Below are 19,588 nucleotides of genomic sequence, written 5' to 3' on the forward strand. Positions count from 1 at the left end.
AAGAGCCTCGTGCCGCACTGGCGGCGGAGGTCAACAGATGAGGAGTTGAGCCATGAAAATACTGGTAACGGGTGGCGCGGGTTTTATCGGCTCGGCGGTGGTGCGGCAGGCGATCCGGGCGGGTCATGAGGTGGTCAATGTGGATGCGCTGACCTATGCGGCCTGCCTCGACAATGTGGCCGAGGTCGCGGACAGCCCGCGCTATGCCTTTGAACAGGCCGACATCCGCGACCGCGCCGCGCTCGACAAGATCTTTGCCCTGCACGCGCCGGATGCGGTGATGCATCTGGCGGCCGAAAGCCATGTGGACCGCTCGATCGACGGACCCGGCGATTTCATCGAGACCAATATCACCGGCACCTTCAATATGCTGGAGGCGGCCCGCAGGTTCTGGGTTGCGGTCGGCAAGCCCGGCCATTTCCGCTTTCATCATATCTCGACGGATGAGGTCTACGGCAGCCTGCCTGCGGATAAATCGGTGCTGTTCACCGAAGACACGGCCTATGATCCGCGCTCGCCCTATTCGGCCTCCAAGGCGGCGTCGGACCATCTGGTGCGCGCCTGGCATGAGACCTACGGGTTGCCGATGGTGCTGAGCAATTGCTCCAACAACTATGGTCCCTATCATTTCCCCGAAAAGCTGATCCCGGTGGTGATCCTGGGCGCGCTGGCCGGCAAGCCGCTGCCGATCTATGGCGACGGATCGAACATCCGCGACTGGCTCTATGTGGAGGATCACGCGGCGGCGCTGCTGCTGGTGTTGCAGAAGGGCGAGAACGGGCGCAGCTATAATATCGGTGGTGAGAACGAGCGTACGAACCTCGAGCTGGTGGAAACGCTCTGTGCGATCCTCGATGACAAGCGCCCGCGGGCGGATGGTCAGTCCTACAAGGAACAGATTACTTTTGTGACCGACCGGCCGGGCCATGATGCGCGCTATGCGATCGACCCCTCGCGCATTCGCGACGAGTTGGGCTGGCGGCCTTCGGTGACCGTGGAGGAGGGGCTGGCCCTGACCGTGCAATGGTATCTCGACAATGAGGCGTGGTGGCGGGCGCTTCAGTCCCGCATCGGTGTCGGGCAGCGGCTGGGCGTGAGCGCATAAGAGCTGTCCCTGAGGGACAGCGGCCTCCGGCGGAGGTATTTGGAAAAAGATGAAGAGCGGGCGAGCATGACAATTCTGGTATTTGGAGCAACCGGGCAGGTGGCGCGGGAGCTGGCGGTTCATGACGGGGTGACCTGTCTGGGGCGCGGGGCGGCGGATCTGAGCGATCCGGGGGCCTGTGCGGCCGCGATCAGAGAGCATGGCCCTCGGACTGTGATCAATGCGGCGGCCTATACGGCGGTGGACAAGGCCGAGAGCGAAGAGGATCTGGCGACCGTTATCAACGGCGCGGCCCCCGGCGCCATGGCCGAGGTCTGCGGGCAGATGGGAATTCCCTTCGTGCAGATTTCGACCGATTACGTCTTTGAAGGCACCGGAGAAACTCCCTGGCAGCCCGGCGATCCGGTGGCGCCGCCCAATGCCTATGGCCGCAGCAAACGCGCGGGCGAAGAGGCGGTGGAGGCGGCGGGCGGTGCCTTTGCGATCCTGCGCACCTCCTGGGTGGTGTCCTGTCATGGCAACAACTTCGTCAAGACCATGCTGCGGCTCGGGGCGGAGCGCGACCAGCTGACCATTGTCGCCGACCAGATCGGTGCGCCGACACCGGCGCGCGACATCGCCGCCGCCTGTCTGGACATCGCAGGCCAGCTGGCGGCCTCTCCGGGCAAATCAGGCATCTATCACTTTCAGGGCCGTCCGCCTGTCAGCTGGGCAGGGGTGGCACGGGAGATTTTCGCCCAGGCCGGTCTGGCCTGCCGGGTGGAGGATATTCCCACCTCGGCCTATCCGACGCCTGCGGTGCGGCCTTTGAATTCAAGGCTCGATTGTTCCTCGTTAGAGACTGTTTTTGGCATTTCACAACCTGACTGGCAGGCCGGTCTGGCAGATATCCTGAAAGATTTGGAGACGTTTCATGACTGAGCGCAAGGGCATCATTCTTGCTGGGGGCTCCGGCACCCGGCTCTACCCGATCACCATGGCGGTGTCGAAACAGTTGTTGCCGCTCTATGACAAGCCGATGATCTACTATCCGATCTCGGTCTTGATGCTGGCGGGCATCCGCGAGATCTGCGTCATCACCACGCCGCAGGACGCCGATCAGTTCAAACGCCTGCTGGGCGACGGCAGCCAATGGGGCGTGTCCCTGACATATGTGGAGCAGCCCTCGCCGGATGGGCTGGCGCAGGCCTTTATCCTGGCGGAGGATTTTCTTGCAGGTGCTCCCTCGGCGCTGGTCTTGGGGGACAATGTCTTCTTTGGTCACGGGCTGCCGGAGCTGTTGGAGGCGGCGGATACCAAGCCCGCAGGCGGCACCGTCTTTGGCTATCACGTGGCCGATCCCGAGCGCTATGGGGTGGTGGCATTCGACGCCGAGGGGCGCGCGCAGCAGATCATCGAAAAACCCAGTGTGCCGCCCTCGAGCTACGCGGTGACCGGGCTTTATTTTCTCGATGGAACTGCGCCCGAGCGCGCCAGACAGGTGCAGCCCTCGGCGCGCGGCGAGCTGGAGATTACCGATCTGTTGCAGATGTATCTCGACGAGGGGACGCTGTCGGTGGAGACCATGGGGCGCGGCTATGCCTGGCTCGATACCGGTACCCATGCCAGCCTGCTGGATGCGGGCAATTTTGTGCGCACCCTGGAAGAGCGTCAGGGGCTGCAGACCGGCTGCCTGGAGGAGATCGCCTTTCATGCGGGCTGGATTACCCGCGAGACGCTGGCGGAACGGGCCGAAATGTTCAGGAAAAACAGCTATGGTGCCTATCTCAGTCGACTGCTGGAGTGAGGCCCGCCGGTGAAGATACTCTTTGTGCATCAGAACATGCCGGGCCAGTATCGCGAGTTGGTGCAATGGCTGGCGGCGCAGGGCGGGCATGAGCTGGTGTTTCTCAGCCAGCGCGGCGATGTGAAGCTGCCCGGCGTCCAGACGCTGGTCTACAAACCCTTTCATACGCCGGCCAAAGATGCCTTTGGCCTCGCCAAGGATTGGGACGCGGCGGCGGGGGCGGGGTTTGGCGCAGTACAGGCGATGCAGACATATGAGGCCGAGACCGGCTTTCGCCCCGACATCATCCTCGGCCATACCGGGTGGGGGGAGCTGACCTTTTTCAAGGATCTGTGGCCGCAGGTGCCGATCCTCGGGTTCTTTGAATATTATTACACCATGGAGGGCGGGCTGGTCGGCTTTGACCCCGAACAGCCTCCCGGTCCCCATGCGGCCTATTTCAACCGCGCCCGCAACGTGGTGCCCTGTCTCAACCGCGAGGTGGTGGATCTGGGTCACGTGCCGACGCTGTGGCAGCGCGACCGGTTTCCGGAGAGTTTTCACGACAAGATGTATGTCTGCCATGACGGCATCCGCGCCGATCGTCTGCACGCAAACCCTGATGCACAAATCACGCTGGGGCGGCTGGCGCAGCCGCTGACGCGCGGCGATGAGGTGGTGACCTATGTGGCGCGCAACATGGAGCGCGCCCGCGGTTTTCACATCATGATGCGGGCCCTGCCGGCGATCCAGGCGGCCAGGCCCAATGCGCGGGTGCTGATGATCGGCGGCAATGAGGTGTCCTATGGCCGCGAGAGCGACCACCCCGGCGGTCTGCGCGGCGAGATGGAGGCGGAGATCGGCGACAGCGTCGACTGGAGCCGCGTACATTTCCTCGGTCGGGTGCCCTATTCCGATCTCTGCCGGATCATTCAGATCTCGCGCTGTCATATCTATCTGACCATGCCCTTTGTGCTCAGCTGGTCGCTGCTGGAGGCAATGGCGATGGAGGCCACCGTGGTGGCCGCCGATGTGGCGCCGGTGCGCGAGGCGATCCGCCATGGCGAGACGGGGATGCTGGTGGATTTCTTCAACCCCGAGGCGCTGGCCGCGCAGGTGGTGGATGTGCTGGCCGATCCCGAGGCCTATGCCCATCTTGGGGGCAATGCACGGGCGCGGGTGATGCGAGACTATGATTTCCTCGGCCATTGCCTGCCCGAACATATCGCGCGGATCAACGGGTTGGTCACCACCGCGCCCCCGATCCGGATCTGAGACGGATCGGGGCGGGGCGGCTGGTCTTTTGGGCTCTGTGGTCCTACATAGGCGGCCAGTTGCGCCGGTGGTCCGCCTCGCGTTTGCCCGCCCGTGTTTGCCTGCCCGCATTTGCCTATGTTCCGGAGCCACATCCATGACCCCTCGCCAGATGACCGCCGCTGAAACCCTGGCCGAAATGGCCCGCGTGCTGACCGTCGAGGCGGCGGCGCTGACGCGGATGGCCGAGGGGCTGGGCGACAGCCAGCTGCGGGCCGTTGAAACCATCGAGGCAATGGAAGGCCGGGTCATTGTCTCCGGCGTCGGCAAATCCGGTCATATCGGCAACAAGATCGCCGCCACGCTGGCCTCTACCGGCACGCCTGCGCAATTCGTCCATGCCACCGAGGCCAGCCACGGCGATCTCGGCATGGTCACCAGCCGCGATGTCTGTCTGGTGCTGTCCAACTCGGGCGAGACCTCGGAGCTGGCCGATATCGTCACCTACAGCCGCCGCTTTGCCATCCCGCTGATTGCGATCACCCGCAAGGCGGACAGCACATTGGCGACCCAGGCCGATGTGGTGCTGTTGCTGCCCGATGCCCCCGAGGCCTGTGGCATCGGCATGGCGCCCACCACCTCGACCACCGCGACGCTTGCGATGGGGGATGCGCTGGCGGTGGCGCTGATGAAACGGCGCGGGTTCGAGCGCGAGGATTTCAAGGTGTTCCACCCCGGCGGCAAGCTCGGCGCCCAGCTGATGCTGGTGGACGCGCTGATGCATGCGGGCGACGCGCTGCCCCTGGTGGCGCCGGATATGCCGATGTCGGAGGTGCTTTTGACCATGACCGCAAAAGGGTTCGGCCTCGCGGGGCTGGTGGAGGGAGGCCGCCTGACGGGGATTGTCACCGATGGTGATTTGCGCCGCAACATGGAGGGGCTGATGAGCCGCACCGCAGGCGAGGTCGCCACCCGTGGCCCCCGGGTGATCCGCACCGGCTCGCTGGCCTCCGAGGCGCTGCATGAGATGAACAGCCGCAAGATCTCGGCGCTGTTTGTACTGGACGCCACAGACCGGGTGGCAGGCCTGCTGCATATTCACGACTGTCTGCGGGCCGGTCTGGGCTAAGGCCAACCCGGTCGAACAGAATTGGCTGGCACATAGCACAGAGGGCGCCGGATCCGATCCGGCGCCCTCTGTGGTTTTGGTCTGGGTCGGAAGACGCTTAGTGGCCGGTGGCCTTGCAGACTACCTTTACTGTTTTGAACAGGATGTTCAGGTCGCTGCGCAGGGAGAGCTCTTCATTATACCGTGCATCAAACCGTGCGCGGTCGGCAAAGCTGCTTTCATTGCGCGAGGAGACCTGCCAGGAGCCGGTGATTCCGGGGCGCAATTCATAATAATCGGTACCGGGATAAAGCTCTTTCTGGCTGATCATCATCGGGCGCGGTCCGATCAGGCTCATGTCGCCGAGCAGCACGTTCCAGAGTTGGGGCAGCTCGTCGACGGAGGTCTTGCGCAGGAACTTGCCCACCTTGGTGATGCGCGGGTCCGACTTGAGCTTCTGGGTCAGGTCCCATTCTTCCTTGGCTTTGGGGTTCTCCGCCAGATAGGTCGACAGTTTCTCGTCGGCGCCCACCACCATGGTGCGCAGTTTCCACATCCGGTAGGATCGGCCGCCGCGCCCGACGCGCATCTGCGAATAGAATGGGTTACCGCCGTCCAATGCGACGCAGACGATCATCGGCACCAGCAGCAGCACCACCAGCGGCGCCGCGGCCACGGTCAGCAGGATGTCGAGGATACGCTTGCCAAACACGCCATAAAGGCTCTTGCGCTCTCCGGTCTTGTTCCTGTCGTAATCCAGTGAGAGCACATGCGTGCTATTGTGCAATTGTACAACCATGGTGTTCACTCCAAAATGCGTTCTTAAATAAGGGCTTGCCGACGTTTAAATGACTGTGGGCAGGGACTGTGGCCTCTTCTTTCTGAATAGGGTGGGTGCTGTGACCCGGTAAAAACGGTGCTCTATCGGTCCGGCATAGGGGGACCGATAGAGCAGGGCTGTTGTCTTGGTTTTGTTCAAGTTTTCTGCCCCCCTCGGGAAGCGCGCCAGATCAAGACCGTGGACATCTGGCGCATGCCGACCATCACCAGGCCGACAAGCGGCCAAACTGCGCACAGCAGCAGACCCAGCAGACGCAGTTCCGAAGTTTCTTCCGGATTTTCTTTTTGTTCCCAATGCGTAAGGAGAAGTGCAAGCAGAACTGTCGGCACATACATGGCAGTGAATATGAACAGGAACTCCACAATGATCTCCTCTTGAATTCGTACTAAAATGTTATCGGCTCTCAATTCTTGAGCGGCGCATCGCGGACCAACTTCAGCGCCATATTCATCACTTGCGGCTAGGTTTAACTCAAAAACATGACAAACTTTAGTCTAATTTGCCATCAATTTAGACTTTTGCACCTTTCCGGCGAGAACCCACACACCTCCGGGTCTGCGCGCGGACCACCCTTAGGTGATTGAAGTTTATGTATTTATATGAAAATTTCATCGCTGCGCGCTGGGGGTGGCAGGCGGCAGGGGAAAATATCGCGCCAAAACCCAGCGAGGAAGATTTGGTCGCAGATGTTAAAAAAAGGGCGCTGCGTGGATCGGCGCAGGCGATTTGCAGGTGCCTGCTCCACTTATGCGGTGCGCCTGTACTCAATCGTCGTATAGGTTGGGCAAGTCTCGGCTTGGGGGGAATATCACAATCTTCCGTCCCTTGTGTTTTGACGGAAGCCGTGTATGCGAATGGCAACCAAAGGGCGGAACCGTATTGATAAGGTATTTTTGAGTTTATGAAACAGTCTCCTTTGAGCGAAGTCTCCTCTGTTACGCGGCTGCAGACACAGAGCCCTTCTGCCAACGACGACATGATCGATCTGGGGGCGCTGCTGGGCACCCTGTGGCGTGGCAAATGGACGATTGTTCTGACCACCATGGTGATGATCTTCGTGGGGGGGTATCAAGCCTACATCGCGTCAACACCGCTTTATACTTCCACTGCGGTGGTCATGCTTGAAACCGAGCAAAAGAGCGTTGTTGATCTGCAAAGCGTGGCCACCGGTCTGTCCGGAGACTCGTCTGAAATCAATTCCGAGCTGGAAGTCCTGAAATCCCGCGGATTGATGGGCAAGGTCGTGGACAAGCTCAACCTGACGGAAGATCCGGAATTCAACTCCGCTTTGCGGGTGCCTACCGGCTTCAGCGCGTATAAGGAACAAGCAACGGCGGCGTTGAAAAACGGCGTCAAATCTTTGCTGGGGATGAGCACCGGCGCGACAGACCCGACAGGGGATCTGGTTGGCCAGAGCCCTCGGGATCGTGTTGTTTCCTCGTTGATTTCCTCCGTCTCGATGCGGAACGTGCCCAACAGCCTAGTGCTTCAGGTCACGGTCGAAACGGAACACCCGGCCAAATCGGCGCGGATCGCGGATGCCATTGTCGACCTTTATGTCCTGAACCAGATCGAGGTGAAATTCGAGGCGACCGAGCAAGCGACCTCCTGGCTGACCGACAGGGTGTCGGAGCTGCAGGTGCAACTGGAAACCGCTGAGGCCGAGGTGAATGAATTCAATTCCGGGACCACCCTGATCTCTCCAGAGGCCCTGCGAGCCCAGGAAGTGCAACTGAAGGATCTGCGCGAGCGGATCTCTCTTGCCTCCTCAGCCGAAATAGCGGGCACAAGCCGTCTCGCGGCGCTGAACGGCGCCGAGACTCGGGCCGAACAGGCACAGGTCAGCCAGGATCCGCAGCTTCAGCGCCTGCTTGACGGCAGTGAAGCAGATGCGTCCGTGGCCGCGGAGTTCGACGCCGCCTTTGAAAGGCTTCGAGCGCGCGCCGCTCTGGAGGCGCGTCGCGCCGAACAGCAGATCCAAGCCCTGCGCCTGTCCGAGATGGAGTTAAGTGGGCAAATCGAGCGACAGAGCGCCGATCTGATCACCCTGCAGCAACTGACGCGGGAAGCCGAAGCGGTGCGGCTGCTCTACGAATATTTCCTGACCCGGTTGAAAGAGACTGCGGCGCAGGAGGGAATTCAGAAGGCCGATAGCCGGGTTCTGTCGCGTGCGGTGATCCCGAACGGACCCTCGGCACCGAGGAAATCACTGATCCTGGCGATGAGCGGTGTGCTGGGAGTTCTGCTGGGCACAGCGCTGGTATTTCTTCAGGAAACCCGGCGCCGGGGCTTCCGCTCCAGCGAGGAACTGGAGCGGCGCACGGGCTACAGCGTTCTGGGACAGATCCCGGTCGGCGCCGTGCGCGGGCGGCGCAAGGTGCTGGAATATCTCGCGGCCAAACCCTCCTCCGCCATGGCGGAATCGATCCGCAACCTGCGCACATCGCTGATGCTGTCGAATGTGGACCAGCCGCCGCAGGTGGTGATGATCACCTCGTCGCTGCCAGGTGAGGGCAAGACCACTAATGCGCTGGCGCTGGCGCAGAACTTTGTCGGGATCGGCAAGAAAGTCCTGCTGGCCGAAGGTGACATCCGGCGGCGCACGATGACCGCCCAGCTCAGCAATGTGCCAAGCAAGGGGATCGTCTCGGTGCTCTCCGGGGAGGCGACAGTGGCGGAAGTCCTGTTCACCGACCCGCTTCTGGGCTGCGATGTCATGGCCGGAGAGCAGACCTCGGCCAATGCGGCGGATCTATTTGCCTCCGATCGTTTTTCACGGATGCTGAGCGAGCTGCGCGAGGTCTATGACATCATCCTGATCGACACGCCGCCGGTGCTGGCGGTCTCGGATGCGCGCCTGATTGCCCGCAATGCCGATGCAATTCTGCTGGCGGTGAAGTGGAATGCCACTGCGGAGCAGGAGGTGATGGAAACCCTGCGGCTGTTCCATATGGACAACCAGCGCCTGTCCGGCCTGATCCTTGGCCAGATCAACACGCGCCGGATGAAGCAATATGGATACAGCTACGGCACGTACACGTCCAAGTATTATTCCAACTGAAGGGCTTATGTTCCAGATTGCCCCGGTCGAGATTGGCCGACGCGCAGATGCTCTGGCCATCATGATGATCGGCCAAGGCAAAACGGCGGGCCGCGCGACAGGGGGGAGACCAAAATGATGCATGGCAAAAGGCGGGCCCTTATGGGCGCGCCTTTTTTAAATCTTGCAGAGCACCAAATTGGGTTTAGTTAGTGCTGGTCGTGCTGGTCGTTGTCGTGGTGGACGTGCTACCACTGGTTGCTGCTACCACACCTGCGGCTGCCGCAACCGCACCAAGGGCAGGCGCTACGAGGGGAACAAAGCCAGTAATGCCGGCTGCTGCGGCAGCGCCTGCAGCACCTGCGCCTGCACCGCCAGCACCTGCACCTGCGCCGCCAGCACCTGCACCACTACTACCACTCGTTGAGGCACTTACGCTACCAACATCCTGAGCGGATGCACTGGTCGCGGCCAAGGCCAAGGCCAACAAGGCAATTCTGATCATACTCAATCTCCTAAAAACACATTTGCACCTAACTTATCACGAAGCCCGGGCGCTGAGAATGCTGCACGACCCAGAAGAGGATCAGATCTCGGCGGAAACCCGCTATTTTTTGCAAGAGCGCGCAAAAAATGAAAGACTTTCGCCGGGCTGGCCGCCTAGTTGTTTAGTCCCGGCATTTGGTGGATCGGATCGAGAATGAATCGATCTGGCTCTGATGTCCAGATTTTGCAGATGTATTCGTAAGGCGTGAGCCCGTTGAGGGTCTTCAGCCTGCGGGCAAAGTTGTAGGTGAGGAGGGATCAACCGACAGTCCAGTGGACTGTTGCTCCCGACGCAAGATGAAGTCGGTAAGGATCGTATGGATGCGATAGGGAACGACCTTCAGCAGGTGCTCCAGGAACTCCCACGCTGTCTTGCGATCAATGCCTACGAAGAGATGAAGCTTGCCCTCCACCGTCTGAACTTCTGCGATGTCAATGTGGAAGAAGCCGATGGGGTAGCGCTTGAATTTTTGCCGCGTTGGCTTGTCGCCGTCGACCTCCGGCAGGCGCGAGATCCCATGTCGCTGAAGACAGCGATGCAGCCCTGACCGGGTCAGATGCGGGATCGACGGCTGCAGGGCATACAGGCAATCATCCAGCGGCAGCAGCGTGTGCCGCCGGAACGCAACGATCATCGCTTCTTCTGCCTCGGTCAGGATAGTTGAACGCGGCTCCTTCGGCCCGGTCTTGCGATCCTCGACCGACTGCCGCTTCCGCCACTTGGCGACCCTCTTGGGATTGATCCCGAGCTCTTCGCTCAGCTTCGAGAGCGAAGCTTGCGATCGCTGTATTGCCGCTCTGACGGCGTGCGTGGTCGTGGCGCTCCCGTGCGAACTTGTCCCATAATGCTTCCTTCCAAGCTTGAGAAAGGATCGCACCATCAAACTGTGGGATCAAACATCTAAGACCTCATCGAGGCTATTTTCATATGATTTTCGGGTTGTGATAAGCAGATACGCCACAGATCGGAAGCCATTTTCGCGTGATGCCCGGCCGGGGTGGTGTAGGTGTGCTAAAACACGGTAAATGAAGAGAAACATAATATTGTGGTGACATGACGCGATTGAAATCGATACGTTTGCGCGGGGGCATTGCCCTGTTCATGAGTCTTACCCCCGCGGGGCTTGGAGCCCAGACCGTTTCCAATTACGGTACCCCTGGCTTGATCGATATCCCGACAGCCGAGATGCTCGAAGATGGCACGCTTGCTTTTACTGCCGGTTATTTCGACAATACATTACGAGCAACCATGACCTTCCAGATGCTACCTTGGGTGCATGGCAGTTTTCGGTATGCATATATTGCGGATTTCGATTCAGCTGGGGGAAGTACGATCTTTGGCGGTGACCGGTATGACCGCAGTTTCGACCTTCATTTTCGGCTGCGCGAGGAAAGTCGGCGGGCCCCAGCAGTCACCCTTGGGTTGAGGGACTTTGGCGGCACCGGCATCTATGCATCGGAGTATCTGGTGGCGACCAAAGTGGTTCGAGATAGGTTCAAGGTGACCGGAGGGGTCGGTTGGGGTCGACTGGCCGGTCGGGGGGCTTTCTCAAATCCGCTGGGCGCGTTTGCGGACCGGTTCGATACGCGTACGACGGAGGGCGCGCCGGAGACCGGGCAGCTTGATTTCGGGAACTGGTTCAGCGGCGATGCGGCGCTGTTTGGCGGGGTCAGCTGGCAATATAATGACCGCCTGACGTTGCTGGTGGAATACTCCTCGGACGCCTATACCGAAGAACAGGCCAATACTTCATTCGAAGTGAATTCGCCCTTCAACTTCGGCGTTCAATACAAGTTCAAAAACGGCTCCCAGCTAACCGGGTCTTACATGTACGGCAGCACGCTGGGGCTGAGTTACACCTATTTCCTCGATCCCCACAAGAACGTGGCACCGGGGGGGCAGGGGCCGTCGCCATCGCCCTTGCTTCCGGTGGATGCGGTGGCGCTTGCAAGCTGGAACCTGCCCGGGGCTGGCAATGGGGCAGTGGATGGGACGAAACGGCGCCAGGCTGTGCTGGGGCGCTACCTCGAAGAGGAAGGGCTGCGGCTCGTCTACCTGGAGGAGCGCGGCAACAGCGTTGTCGTCGGAATCGAGAACGGAAACTATGGCCAGGCAGCGCAAGCGGTCGGTCGCACGGCCCGGCTGCTGGCCAACACCCAGCCCCCCGAGGTCGAACGGTTCGACATCGCGCTGGTGGCCAATGGCGTGCCGCTCAGCGTGGTGCAGGTCAACCGCGCGGATCTCTACGAGCTGGAGCATGATCTGGACGGTGCCTGGCGCAGCTTTACCCGGGCCCGGGTCTCCGACAGCCTGCCGCTGGTCGAAGGGGGCTTTGTCGACGGGGCCTATCCGAACCTGAGCTATCGCTTCGGGCCCTATTTGCAGGCCTCCTTCTTCGATCCGGTTTCCCCCCTGCGCTATGAGGTGGGGGCCGGGCTTGGTCTCGATTATACCATTGCGCCGGGGCTCAGCCTGTCGGGGGCCATTCGCCAGCCGCTGATCGGCAACCTCGACAATGCGACCCGCCAGTCCAACTCCGTCCTGCCACGGGTGCGGTCGGACTGGACCCGCTACGCCTCCGAATCCGGTTTGCGGGTCGAGCACCTGACCGCCGAATACCTCTGGCGGCCGGGGGCAGACCTTTATGCGCGGACCAGCTTTGGCTATCTGGAACAGATGTTTGGCGGGCTGTCGGCAGAGCTGTTGTGGTTCCCAGTGGACAGCCGTATCGCCTTCGGGGTGGAGGCCAACTACGTCAAGCAACGCGATTTCGACGTGCTGTTCGGCTTCCAGGACTATTCCGTCGCCACCGGGCATGTATCAGCCTACTACGACTTGCCCGGCGATTACCATGTGCAACTGGACGTGGGGCGCTACCTTGCCGGGGACCATGGTGCGACCGTGTCGGTCGACCGGGAGTTCAACAACGGCTTCAAGGTCGGTGCCTTCTTCACCCTGACCGACGTCAGTTTCGAAGAGTTCGGAGAGGGCTCCTTTGACAAGGGCATCCGGCTGGAAATCCCGGTGTCCTGGCTCACGGGGCGTCCGACGCGCAACCGGCTGGGCCAGGTGATCCGCCCGGTGCTGCGCGATGGCGGTGCCCGGCTTAATGTGCGCAACCGGCTTTATGGGGTGACCCGCGAGGCGCGCAGCCAGTCCCTGGCCCAGGGCTGGGGGCGGTTCCTGCGATGAAGATGCGTGGTTTCCTGTTCCTGATCCCCTGTCTGGCGGTGCTGGCCTGCGGCGAGGCCGAGGATGACCTGGACCTGTTGCGGGGCGCCATCCGCCCCGATGCGCCCCGGTTCCATACGCGCGCCAATGCGCTGGCCTCCGTGCGGCCGATCCCGCCCCGGCTTGAAGTCGGGTTTCCCAACCGCGACCTGAGCGGCGTGATGCTTCTGGAAGCGGAACGGGACGGGGTCCAGACCTGGCTGACGGCGGATGGCGCGACCATCACCATCGAGGCGGGGTTGCTGACATCGGCCAAGGGCTTTGGCTCGGGGCTGGCCGCGTCCGATGTGCGCCAGAGCGCGGCCCTGATCGGGGCCGGCCAAAGCGGTCAGGTCGAGCGGTTCCACAGTTTTCTCAACAGCAATGACGAGACCGAACTGCATGCCTATCGCTGCGAAATCCGGCCGGTGGGGGACGAGGATGTCTTTCTTCAGGGCCTCGCGGTGCCGACACGGAAATGGCAGGAAGACTGTTTCGGCGTGGCAGAAAAGTTCACCAATGCCTATTGGCTGCGCAAAGACACCGGCAGGATCGTGCAATCCTTGCAATGGACCGGTGACTTTCTCGGCAACCTCTTTATGAAAGTGGTGCCGGAATGAATTTTGAAATTATGACTTTTGGAGGACGCACTGTGCGCCGCATTCCCTTTGTTTTCTGCGCACTGGCGCTGACCGGAGCCTTGGCCGCCGGGTGCTCGACCATCTACCGCAGCCCATCGGTCACCGCAGGTGTCAGCAATACGGCAAAAGTGCGGGTGGTCAAGGTGACGCCGGAAACCGTTCTGGTGGCCAACCGGGCTCCGTACCAACCCAAGACCCTGCCTGCCGTGTTCCGCGTCTCGGCCGGGTCCGGTGTCGGCAGCAGCCCGCGCGGCGGCGGGACTTTGCCCAATCCGCCCTCCACGCAGGACGCGTCGCGTCAGGGGCTGCGGCTTGATCCGCCGCCGGCCGTCGATCCCGGCCCCTATACCATCGGCGTTGGCGATGTGGTCGTGCTGTCGACCCCTTCGACCCAGGGCACCGTAGGAGAGCTGTCGGGCCTGTTGGCGGCGCAGAACAGCCGCAATGGCTATACCGTGCAGGATGACGGGTCGATCAACATCCCCGATGTCGGGCGGGTGCGGCTGTCGGGGCTGACCGTGGACGAAGCCGAGGCGCTGCTGTTCCAGCGCCTGGTGGAAAACCAGCTCGACCCGACCTTCAGCCTCGAGGTGTCGGAATTCAATTCTCGCCGGGTGTCCGTCGGTGGTGCCGTGGGCCAGCCGGGCGTGCTGCCGATCACGCTGACTCCGCTGACCTTGGGCGAGGCCCTGGCCGCAGCCGGTTCCGTTTCGGTGGCCGATATCGATCTCAGTTCAGTGCGGATCTACCGCGATGGCAGCATGTATCAGGTGCCACTGGAGGATCTCTACTCCCGGTCCGATCTACAGAACCTGCAGCTGATCGCCGGGGATTCGGTTTTTGTCGACACGGATTACGACCTCGGCCGGGCAGAACGGTTTTTCGAACAGCAGATCGTGCTGCGCCAGGCCTCTCTCGCGGGGCGGCAGACCGCGCTTGAGGAACTGTCCACCGCGATCAACCTGCGGCGCGCCAATTACGACGAGCAGCGGGGCAATTTCGCGCAGGCGCTGGAGCTGGGAGCGGTCGATCGCGATTATGTCTACCTGAGCGGCGAAGTGCGCACCCAGGGCCGGTTCACGCTGCCGTTTGACCGCAGCGCAACGCTGGCCGATGCGCTGTTCGACACCGGCGGCGGTCTGGCCAGGGAAACCGGCGATGCCTCCGAAGTCTACGTGCTGCGGGCCTCGGATGATGTGCGCGAATTCGGCGCCATCACGGCCTGGAACCTGGATGTGCGCAATGCGGCCCATCTGGCAATGGCGGCCAAGTTCGAACTGCGTCCCGACGATATCGTCTTTGTTGCCGAAAACCCGGTCACGCGCTGGGGTCGAACCATGAGCCAAATAATCCCGTCCCTGATTACAGCGCCGATCAACTCGCTGTCGGATTGATCGGGGCGTGGGATGTCATCCTGACAAACGGGCGGAGCCTCCACAGCATCATTGTCCGAGTTTTGGGGTTCTCATCCGGGGTCGGCATGCACAGGTAAGCCAATTTGAAGACCCGCCGCGACAGCGGATCACGGAGAGAGAAATTCGCTGCATTTCTTTGACGCATGACCTGCGCTGAAAGATCAGCGGAGGACTGCGCATCGGGGGTCTGGCCAGTCACGGGAAGGGGCCGCCTCACACTTGGTTGGTCAGAAAGTCCTGATAGGCATGGGCAATACCATCCTCAAGAGACCGGCTGTTGTTCCAGCCCATCGCCTGCAGGCGGGCGCTGTCCATCAGCTTGCGCGGGGTGCCGTCGGGCTTGGTGGCATCAAACACCAGGTTGGCCTCGTAGCCCACCACGCGGGCAATGGTCTCTGCCAGCTCCCGAATGGTGACCTCCACGCCGGAGCCCACGTTGACATGCTCGGGCGCGGAATAGTCCTTCAGCAGGAACACCAGCGCATCCGCGAGATCGTCACAATGCATGAACTCCCGCAGCGGCGTGCCGGAGCCCCAGAGCTCGACGCTGCTGGCGCCCGCGGCCTTGGCCTCGTGGAACTTGCGCAAAAGCGCGGGCAGCACATGAGAGGAGTTCAGGTCGTAGTTGTCGCCGGGCCCATAGAGGTTCGTCGGCATCGCCGAGATCCAGTCGCGGCCGTATTGCTGGCGATAGGCCTGCATCAGCTTGATGCCCGCGATCTTGGCAATGGCATACCATTCGTTGGTGGGCTCCAGCGGGCCGGTCAGCAGGCTGTTTTCGGGGATCGGCTGGGGCGCCATCTTGGGGTAGATGCAGGACGAGCCGAGGAACAGAAACCGCTCCACATCCGCCTCATGGGCGGCCTGGGCAATGTTGGAGACAATCATCATGTTCTGATAGAGGAAATCCACGGGGTTTTCATTGTTGGCCTTGATGCCACCAACCTTTCCCGCGGCCATGACGATAGCATCGGGGCGCATCTCCTGCATCCAGGCCCGCACGGCGGATTGCTCCACCAGGTCCAGTTCAGCCCGCGTGGCGGTGAGGATCTCACAGTCTTCCTGCGCCAGACGGCGCACCACAGCGCCCCCCACCATGCCGCGATGACCGGCGACCCAGATACGTTTTCCTGTCAGGTCAAATGTCATGATCTGCGCCCTTACCCTTCCACGCTCATGGGCATGTCATAGCCGTGCTCTTTCAACAGCGCATGACGGCGGGCGGTCTTGAGGTCGTCCGCGACCATCTCCGCGCACATTTCCTGAGCGGTGATTTCCGGCACCCAGCCCAGTTTTTCCTTTGCCTTGCTGGGGTCGCCCAGCAGCGTTTCCACCTCGGCGGGGCGGAAATAGCGCGGATCGATCTGCATCACCACATCGCCGACCTTGAGCGCCGGTGCCTTGTCGCCCTCGATCGCGGTGATGGTGGCAATCTCGTCCACCCCTTCGCCGGTGAAGGACAGGGTCAGGCCCAGTTCGGCCGCCGACCAGGTGATGAATTCCCGCACGGAATATTGCACGCCGGTCGCGATCACGAAATCCTCGGGCGTGTCCTGTTGCAGCATCATCCACTGCATGCGCACATAGTCCTTGGCGTGGCCCCAGTCCCGCAAAGAGTCGATATTGCCCATATAGAGACAGGGTTCGAGACCCTGAGCGATATTGGCCAGGCCGCGGGTGATCTTGCGGGTGACGAAGGTCTCGCCCCGGCGCGGGCTTTCGTGATTGAACAGGATGCCGTTGCAGGCATAGATCCCATAGGCCTCGCGGTAGTTCACCGCGATCCAGTAGGCATACATCTTTGCCGCCGCGTAGGGCGAACGCGGGTAGAAGGGCGTGGTTTCCTTCTGCGGGGTTTCCTGCACCAGACCATAAAGCTCCGAGGTGGAGGCCTGGTAGAATTTGGTCTTCTTCTCCAGCCCCAGAAAGCGGATCGCCTCCAGCAGGCGCAGGGTGCCGATGGCATCCACGTCGGCGGTATATTCCGGCGCCTCGAAGGAGACGGCGACATGGGATTGCGCGCCGAGGTTATAGACTTCGTCGGGCTGCACTTCCTGCAGGATGCGCGTCAGGTTGGAGGTATCGGTCAAATCGCCGTAATGCAGTTTGAAGCGGGCATGATCGGTGTGCGGATCCTGATAGATATGATCGACCCGGCCCGTGTTGAACAAAGAGGCTCGACGTTTGATGCCATGCACCTCATAGCCTTTTTCCAGCAATAGCTCTGCCAGATAGGACCCGTCCTGACCGGTGACACCCGTGATAAGCGCTTTTTTCATGAATAATGATCTCGACTATTTGGTATCTACATTGCGCGCGCCCAAGGTGCTGGACGCAATTTCAAGCTCGAACTGTTTTTTCAGGCGCGACAGGATCGCTGTCATGTCCCAGCGCTTCAAAGCCCTCTCGCGAGCGACCCGCCCCAGCTCTGCCCGTTTTTCGGGCGCGGAAAGAAGCCCGTCCAGCGCGGCTGCCATGGCGGAGGCATCGCCCGCAGGCACCAGAACCCCGGCGCCCTCCACCTCCTGGCCGAGCGCGGTCTCGGGCGAGGTGGTGGCTAGCACGGGACGTCCCGATGCCAGCATATTGGTCAATTTCGACGGCAGGACCAGCTCTTCAGCGCCGGCGATCTGCGGCAGCAAATGCACATCAGCCATGCCCAGAAGATCGCTCAGCCGGTCGATCGGCTGCAAGGGGAAGAAACGGATCATCGGCACATCCGCCGCCAGCTCCTGAAGGGTTTCGCGCATCGGGCCGTCGCCGCAGATGGCAATGGTCAGATCCTTGCGATGGGCCAGTTGCCGCGCCATCTCGGGCAGCACTTCAAGCCCCTGCTTGTTGGCCAGATTGCCGGAATACAGCGCTACATGCTCCGTTTCAATCCCCAGCTCCGCCTTCAGCGGCGACGGGCCGGTCAGCGGTTTGACCTTCTTGATGTTGGCCCAGTTGCGCAGCTCCATGATTCGCGCCTCTTCGACACCTTTTTCACGCAGCTTGCGCAGCATCGGCGCCGAGATCGAGCTGGCCCGGTCAAAGCGGCGCAGCACCCAGGCTTCGAACGCCTTGGCGGCGCGCCCGATGCGGCTGTCTTCTTTCAAAAGCCCGGTGGCAAAGGCGGCCTCCACCTCGTAGTCCTGCACATGCAGCCAGGCGCTGGCGCCGCTCAGTCGGGTCGCGGCCAGCGCGCCGGGGGCGATCATGATCGAGGGCGCAATCACCACCACGATGTCGGGCCGCCGCACCAACGCCTTCCACAGAAGGATCGGCAGCGAGGTCGCGGCAAAGCTGATGTAATGCAGAATTCGGCGCAGGCCGGTTGGATTGGCCGGCACGTAGATCGGACAATGCACGATATTGACATCATTTTCCTGGCGCCGGGTCCACCAGGGACGGCGCCAGCCCTCGAAGGTCCGCCAGGCCGGGTAATAGGGATGTGCGGTCACCACATCGGTTTCCACACCCTCCTGGGCCATGAATTCGGCCAGTCCGGTCGTATAGACCCCTGTCGCAATGATCTCGGGCGCATAATTGATGCCAACGATCATGAGGCGCATGTTTTTTCCGGTCATAAGGTCTGCCCCGTTTCGTATCGATGATTGAAAGAAAACGCGCAGGTCCGACCAGGTGACATCCCGGCCTCGACCAGCTGTCGCCTGGCGGGATCGGCCTGCGCTGTTAAAATGACTGCTCTGGCGCTCTTATTACTTAACATAACAATGATTATGGGGCGCTCAGAAGGAGGCTGAAAACCCCATCAAAGCCTGGGCGATATGTTCCCGCTGTCTGTGTCATAAGGCCTTTTTCAGTAAACATGCGATCGGCCGTACGGCGACCCTGTGAGCAATGAGCGGGTTTAAAATACAATGCAGTCCCCTGCGCATCGGCCGCCGGAGAAGAAATTCTGCCATACCGACGCAGCGCCGGGCCGGAAGCGCCAGTATTTTCATCAGATCCGGTCCGCATGTGTCGCAAAACGCGCCCGAGGGGAACATCGCGCAGCCCCCCTGCCGTTCCTGGCCGATTTTTGCCGGCCCGCCCGCGGCGCCAAGGGGGCCCGGGCAGGTCTGGGGATGTGGGACCGGGAGGCCGTTGCGGATCACGGGTGTCAGTCTCCGCCAAAGAGATCGCGAGTAAAGACCTTTTCGGCCACGTCCGCAATGTCGTCGGTCAACCGGTTGGCGACAATCAGATCGGCCTCCTGCTTGAACGCCGCCAGATCCGCGATCACCCGGGAATGAAAGAACTCTTCCGTGTCCAGGACCGGTTCGTAGACGATGACCTCGACGCCCTTCGCCTTCAGCCGTTTCATGATTCCTTGGATCGAGGACTGGCGGAAATTATCCGATCCCGCCTTCATCACCAGTCGGTGAATGCCCACCACCTTCGGGCCCCGCATCAGGATCTGGTCGGAGAGGAAATCCTTGCGGGTGCGGTTGGCATCGACGATGGCTCGGATGAGGTTCTGGGGCACGTGGTTGTAGTTGGCCAGCAACTGTTTGGTGTCCTTGGGCAGGCAATAGCCGCCATAACCGAAAGACGGGTTATTGTAATGGCCGCCGATGCGCGGATCGAGGCTGATGCCTTCGACGATCTGGCGCGTGTCCATGCCGTCGGCCATGGCATAGCTGTCCAGTTCGTTGAAGAAGGCCACCCGCATCGCGA

General features: G+C 61.4%; 15 protein-coding genes and 1 pseudogene. 9 read left to right on the top strand and 7 right to left on the bottom strand.

Annotated features, from left to right (window positions below; genetic code table 11):
* Window positions 1–52 precede the first annotated feature (52 nt).
* From rfbB to FGE21_RS15875, 5 genes are all read left to right on the top strand, one after another.
* On the top strand, window positions 53–1,105 hold the full coding sequence (gene rfbB, locus FGE21_RS15855) for a dTDP-glucose 4,6-dehydratase (protein ID WP_139664404.1): 1,053 nt from the start codon (window positions 53–55) through the stop codon (window positions 1,103–1,105).
* Between the two features lie 66 nt (window positions 1,106–1,171).
* A complete protein-coding gene (gene rfbD / locus FGE21_RS15860; protein WP_139664405.1) occupies window positions 1,172–2,026 on the top strand; it encodes a dTDP-4-dehydrorhamnose reductase in 855 nt (284 codons plus the stop codon).
* Window positions 2,019–2,891, top strand: coding sequence for a glucose-1-phosphate thymidylyltransferase RfbA (rfbA, locus tag FGE21_RS15865; protein ID WP_139664406.1), 873 nt, complete (start codon window positions 2,019–2,021; stop codon window positions 2,889–2,891). The genes rfbD and rfbA overlap by 8 nt, the downstream gene beginning before the upstream one ends.
* A 9-nt stretch (window positions 2,892–2,900) precedes the next feature.
* Window positions 2,901–4,145, top strand: coding sequence for a glycosyltransferase family 4 protein (locus FGE21_RS15870; protein ID WP_139664407.1), 1,245 nt, complete (start codon window positions 2,901–2,903; stop codon window positions 4,143–4,145).
* A gap of 136 nt (window positions 4,146–4,281) precedes the next feature.
* Window positions 4,282–5,253 (top strand): SIS domain-containing protein, encoded by a 972-nt coding sequence (locus tag FGE21_RS15875; RefSeq protein ID WP_139664408.1) that lies wholly within the window; start codon window positions 4,282–4,284, stop codon window positions 5,251–5,253.
* Between the two features lie 97 nt (window positions 5,254–5,350).
* Here FGE21_RS15875 and FGE21_RS15880 read toward each other — a convergent pair whose 3' ends face one another.
* Together FGE21_RS15880 and FGE21_RS15885 are read right to left on the bottom strand one after the other, a co-directional pair.
* Window positions 5,351–6,031, bottom strand: a complete 681-nt coding sequence (locus FGE21_RS15880; RefSeq protein ID WP_139664409.1) for a sugar transferase — start codon at window positions 6,029–6,031, stop codon at window positions 5,351–5,353.
* Between the two features lie 176 nt (window positions 6,032–6,207).
* Window positions 6,208–6,435, bottom strand: a complete 228-nt coding sequence (locus FGE21_RS15885) for a hypothetical protein (protein WP_139664410.1) — start codon at window positions 6,433–6,435, stop codon at window positions 6,208–6,210.
* 539 nt (window positions 6,436–6,974) lie between these two features.
* On the opposite strand from FGE21_RS15885, the gene FGE21_RS15890 reads away from it, so the two are divergent.
* The gene (locus FGE21_RS15890) at window positions 6,975–9,134 is read left to right on the top strand and encodes a polysaccharide biosynthesis tyrosine autokinase (RefSeq protein WP_139664411.1); all 2,160 of its coding nucleotides are present in this window, start codon (window positions 6,975–6,977) and stop codon (window positions 9,132–9,134) included.
* A gap of 639 nt (window positions 9,135–9,773) precedes the next feature.
* On the opposite strand, the pseudogene FGE21_RS15895 reads toward FGE21_RS15890, so the two are convergent.
* A pseudogene (locus FGE21_RS15895) lies at window positions 9,774–10,540 on the bottom strand (IS481 family transposase).
* Window positions 10,541–10,761: 221 nt separating this feature from the next.
* Here FGE21_RS15895 and FGE21_RS15900 point away from each other — a divergent pair.
* Genes FGE21_RS15900 through FGE21_RS15910 form a run of 3 tightly spaced genes read left to right on the top strand, consistent with a single transcriptional unit; the run spans window position 10,762 to window position 14,905 of the window.
* A complete protein-coding gene (locus tag FGE21_RS15900) occupies window positions 10,762–12,852 on the top strand; it encodes a YjbH domain-containing protein (RefSeq protein WP_139664412.1) in 2,091 nt (696 codons plus the stop codon).
* Entirely contained in the window at window positions 12,849–13,490 is a 642-nt protein-coding gene (locus tag FGE21_RS15905; protein WP_255731621.1) for a YjbF family lipoprotein, read from the top strand. Before FGE21_RS15900 ends, FGE21_RS15905 begins: the two co-directional genes overlap by 4 nt.
* Complete coding sequence (locus FGE21_RS15910; RefSeq protein ID WP_370285756.1) at window positions 13,487–14,905, top strand: polysaccharide biosynthesis/export family protein; 1,419 nt, start codon at window positions 13,487–13,489, stop codon at window positions 14,903–14,905. Before FGE21_RS15905 ends, FGE21_RS15910 begins: the two co-directional genes overlap by 4 nt.
* A gap of 234 nt (window positions 14,906–15,139) precedes the next feature.
* Here FGE21_RS15910 and FGE21_RS15915 read toward each other — a convergent pair whose 3' ends face one another.
* The 4 genes from FGE21_RS15915 to FGE21_RS15930 all read right to left on the bottom strand — a co-directional run.
* Window positions 15,140–16,075, bottom strand: coding sequence for a GDP-L-fucose synthase (locus tag FGE21_RS15915; protein ID WP_139664413.1), 936 nt, complete (start codon window positions 16,073–16,075; stop codon window positions 15,140–15,142).
* Between the two features lie 11 nt (window positions 16,076–16,086).
* The gene (gene gmd / locus FGE21_RS15920) at window positions 16,087–17,205 is read right to left on the bottom strand and encodes a GDP-mannose 4,6-dehydratase (protein ID WP_139664414.1); all 1,119 of its coding nucleotides are present in this window, start codon (window positions 17,203–17,205) and stop codon (window positions 16,087–16,089) included.
* A gap of 15 nt (window positions 17,206–17,220) precedes the next feature.
* Window positions 17,221–18,480, bottom strand: coding sequence for a WcaI family glycosyltransferase (locus tag FGE21_RS15925; RefSeq protein ID WP_255731622.1), 1,260 nt, complete (start codon window positions 18,478–18,480; stop codon window positions 17,221–17,223).
* 551 nt (window positions 18,481–19,031) lie between these two features.
* On the bottom strand, window positions 19,032–19,588 hold a 557-nt coding region (locus FGE21_RS15930), incomplete at its 5' end, for a UDP binding domain-containing protein (RefSeq protein ID WP_305037103.1).

The organism is Phaeobacter sp. B1627 (assembly GCF_006265095.1).
Taxonomy (GTDB): Bacteria; Pseudomonadota; Alphaproteobacteria; order Rhodobacterales; family Rhodobacteraceae; genus Epibacterium.

Bases quoted from the DNA above. Each gene is read 5' to 3' on its own strand.
- rfbB (WP_139664404.1), top strand. From the start codon at position 53: ATGAAAATACTGGTAACGGGTGGCGCGGGTTTTATCGGCTCGGCGGTG.
- rfbD (WP_139664405.1), top strand. From the start codon at position 1,172: ATGACAATTCTGGTATTTGGAGCAACCGGGCAGGTGGCGCGGGAGCTG.
- rfbA (WP_139664406.1), top strand. From the start codon at position 2,019: ATGACTGAGCGCAAGGGCATCATTCTTGCTGGGGGCTCCGGCACCCGG.
- FGE21_RS15875 (WP_139664408.1), top strand. From the start codon at position 4,282: ATGACCCCTCGCCAGATGACCGCCGCTGAAACCCTGGCCGAAATGGCC.
- FGE21_RS15880 (WP_139664409.1), bottom strand. From the start codon at position 6,031: ATGGTTGTACAATTGCACAATAGCACGCATGTGCTCTCACTGGATTAC.
- FGE21_RS15890 (WP_139664411.1), top strand. From the start codon at position 6,975: ATGAAACAGTCTCCTTTGAGCGAAGTCTCCTCTGTTACGCGGCTGCAG.
- FGE21_RS15900 (WP_139664412.1), top strand. From the start codon at position 10,762: ATGAGTCTTACCCCCGCGGGGCTTGGAGCCCAGACCGTTTCCAATTAC.
- FGE21_RS15905 (WP_255731621.1), top strand. From the start codon at position 12,849: ATGAAGATGCGTGGTTTCCTGTTCCTGATCCCCTGTCTGGCGGTGCTG.
- FGE21_RS15910 (WP_370285756.1), top strand. From the start codon at position 13,487: ATGAATTTTGAAATTATGACTTTTGGAGGACGCACTGTGCGCCGCATT.
- FGE21_RS15915 (WP_139664413.1), bottom strand. From the start codon at position 16,075: ATGACATTTGACCTGACAGGAAAACGTATCTGGGTCGCCGGTCATCGC.
- gmd (WP_139664414.1), bottom strand. From the start codon at position 17,205: ATGAAAAAAGCGCTTATCACGGGTGTCACCGGTCAGGACGGGTCCTAT.
- FGE21_RS15925 (WP_255731622.1), bottom strand. From the start codon at position 18,480: ATGCGCCTCATGATCGTTGGCATCAATTATGCGCCCGAGATCATTGCG.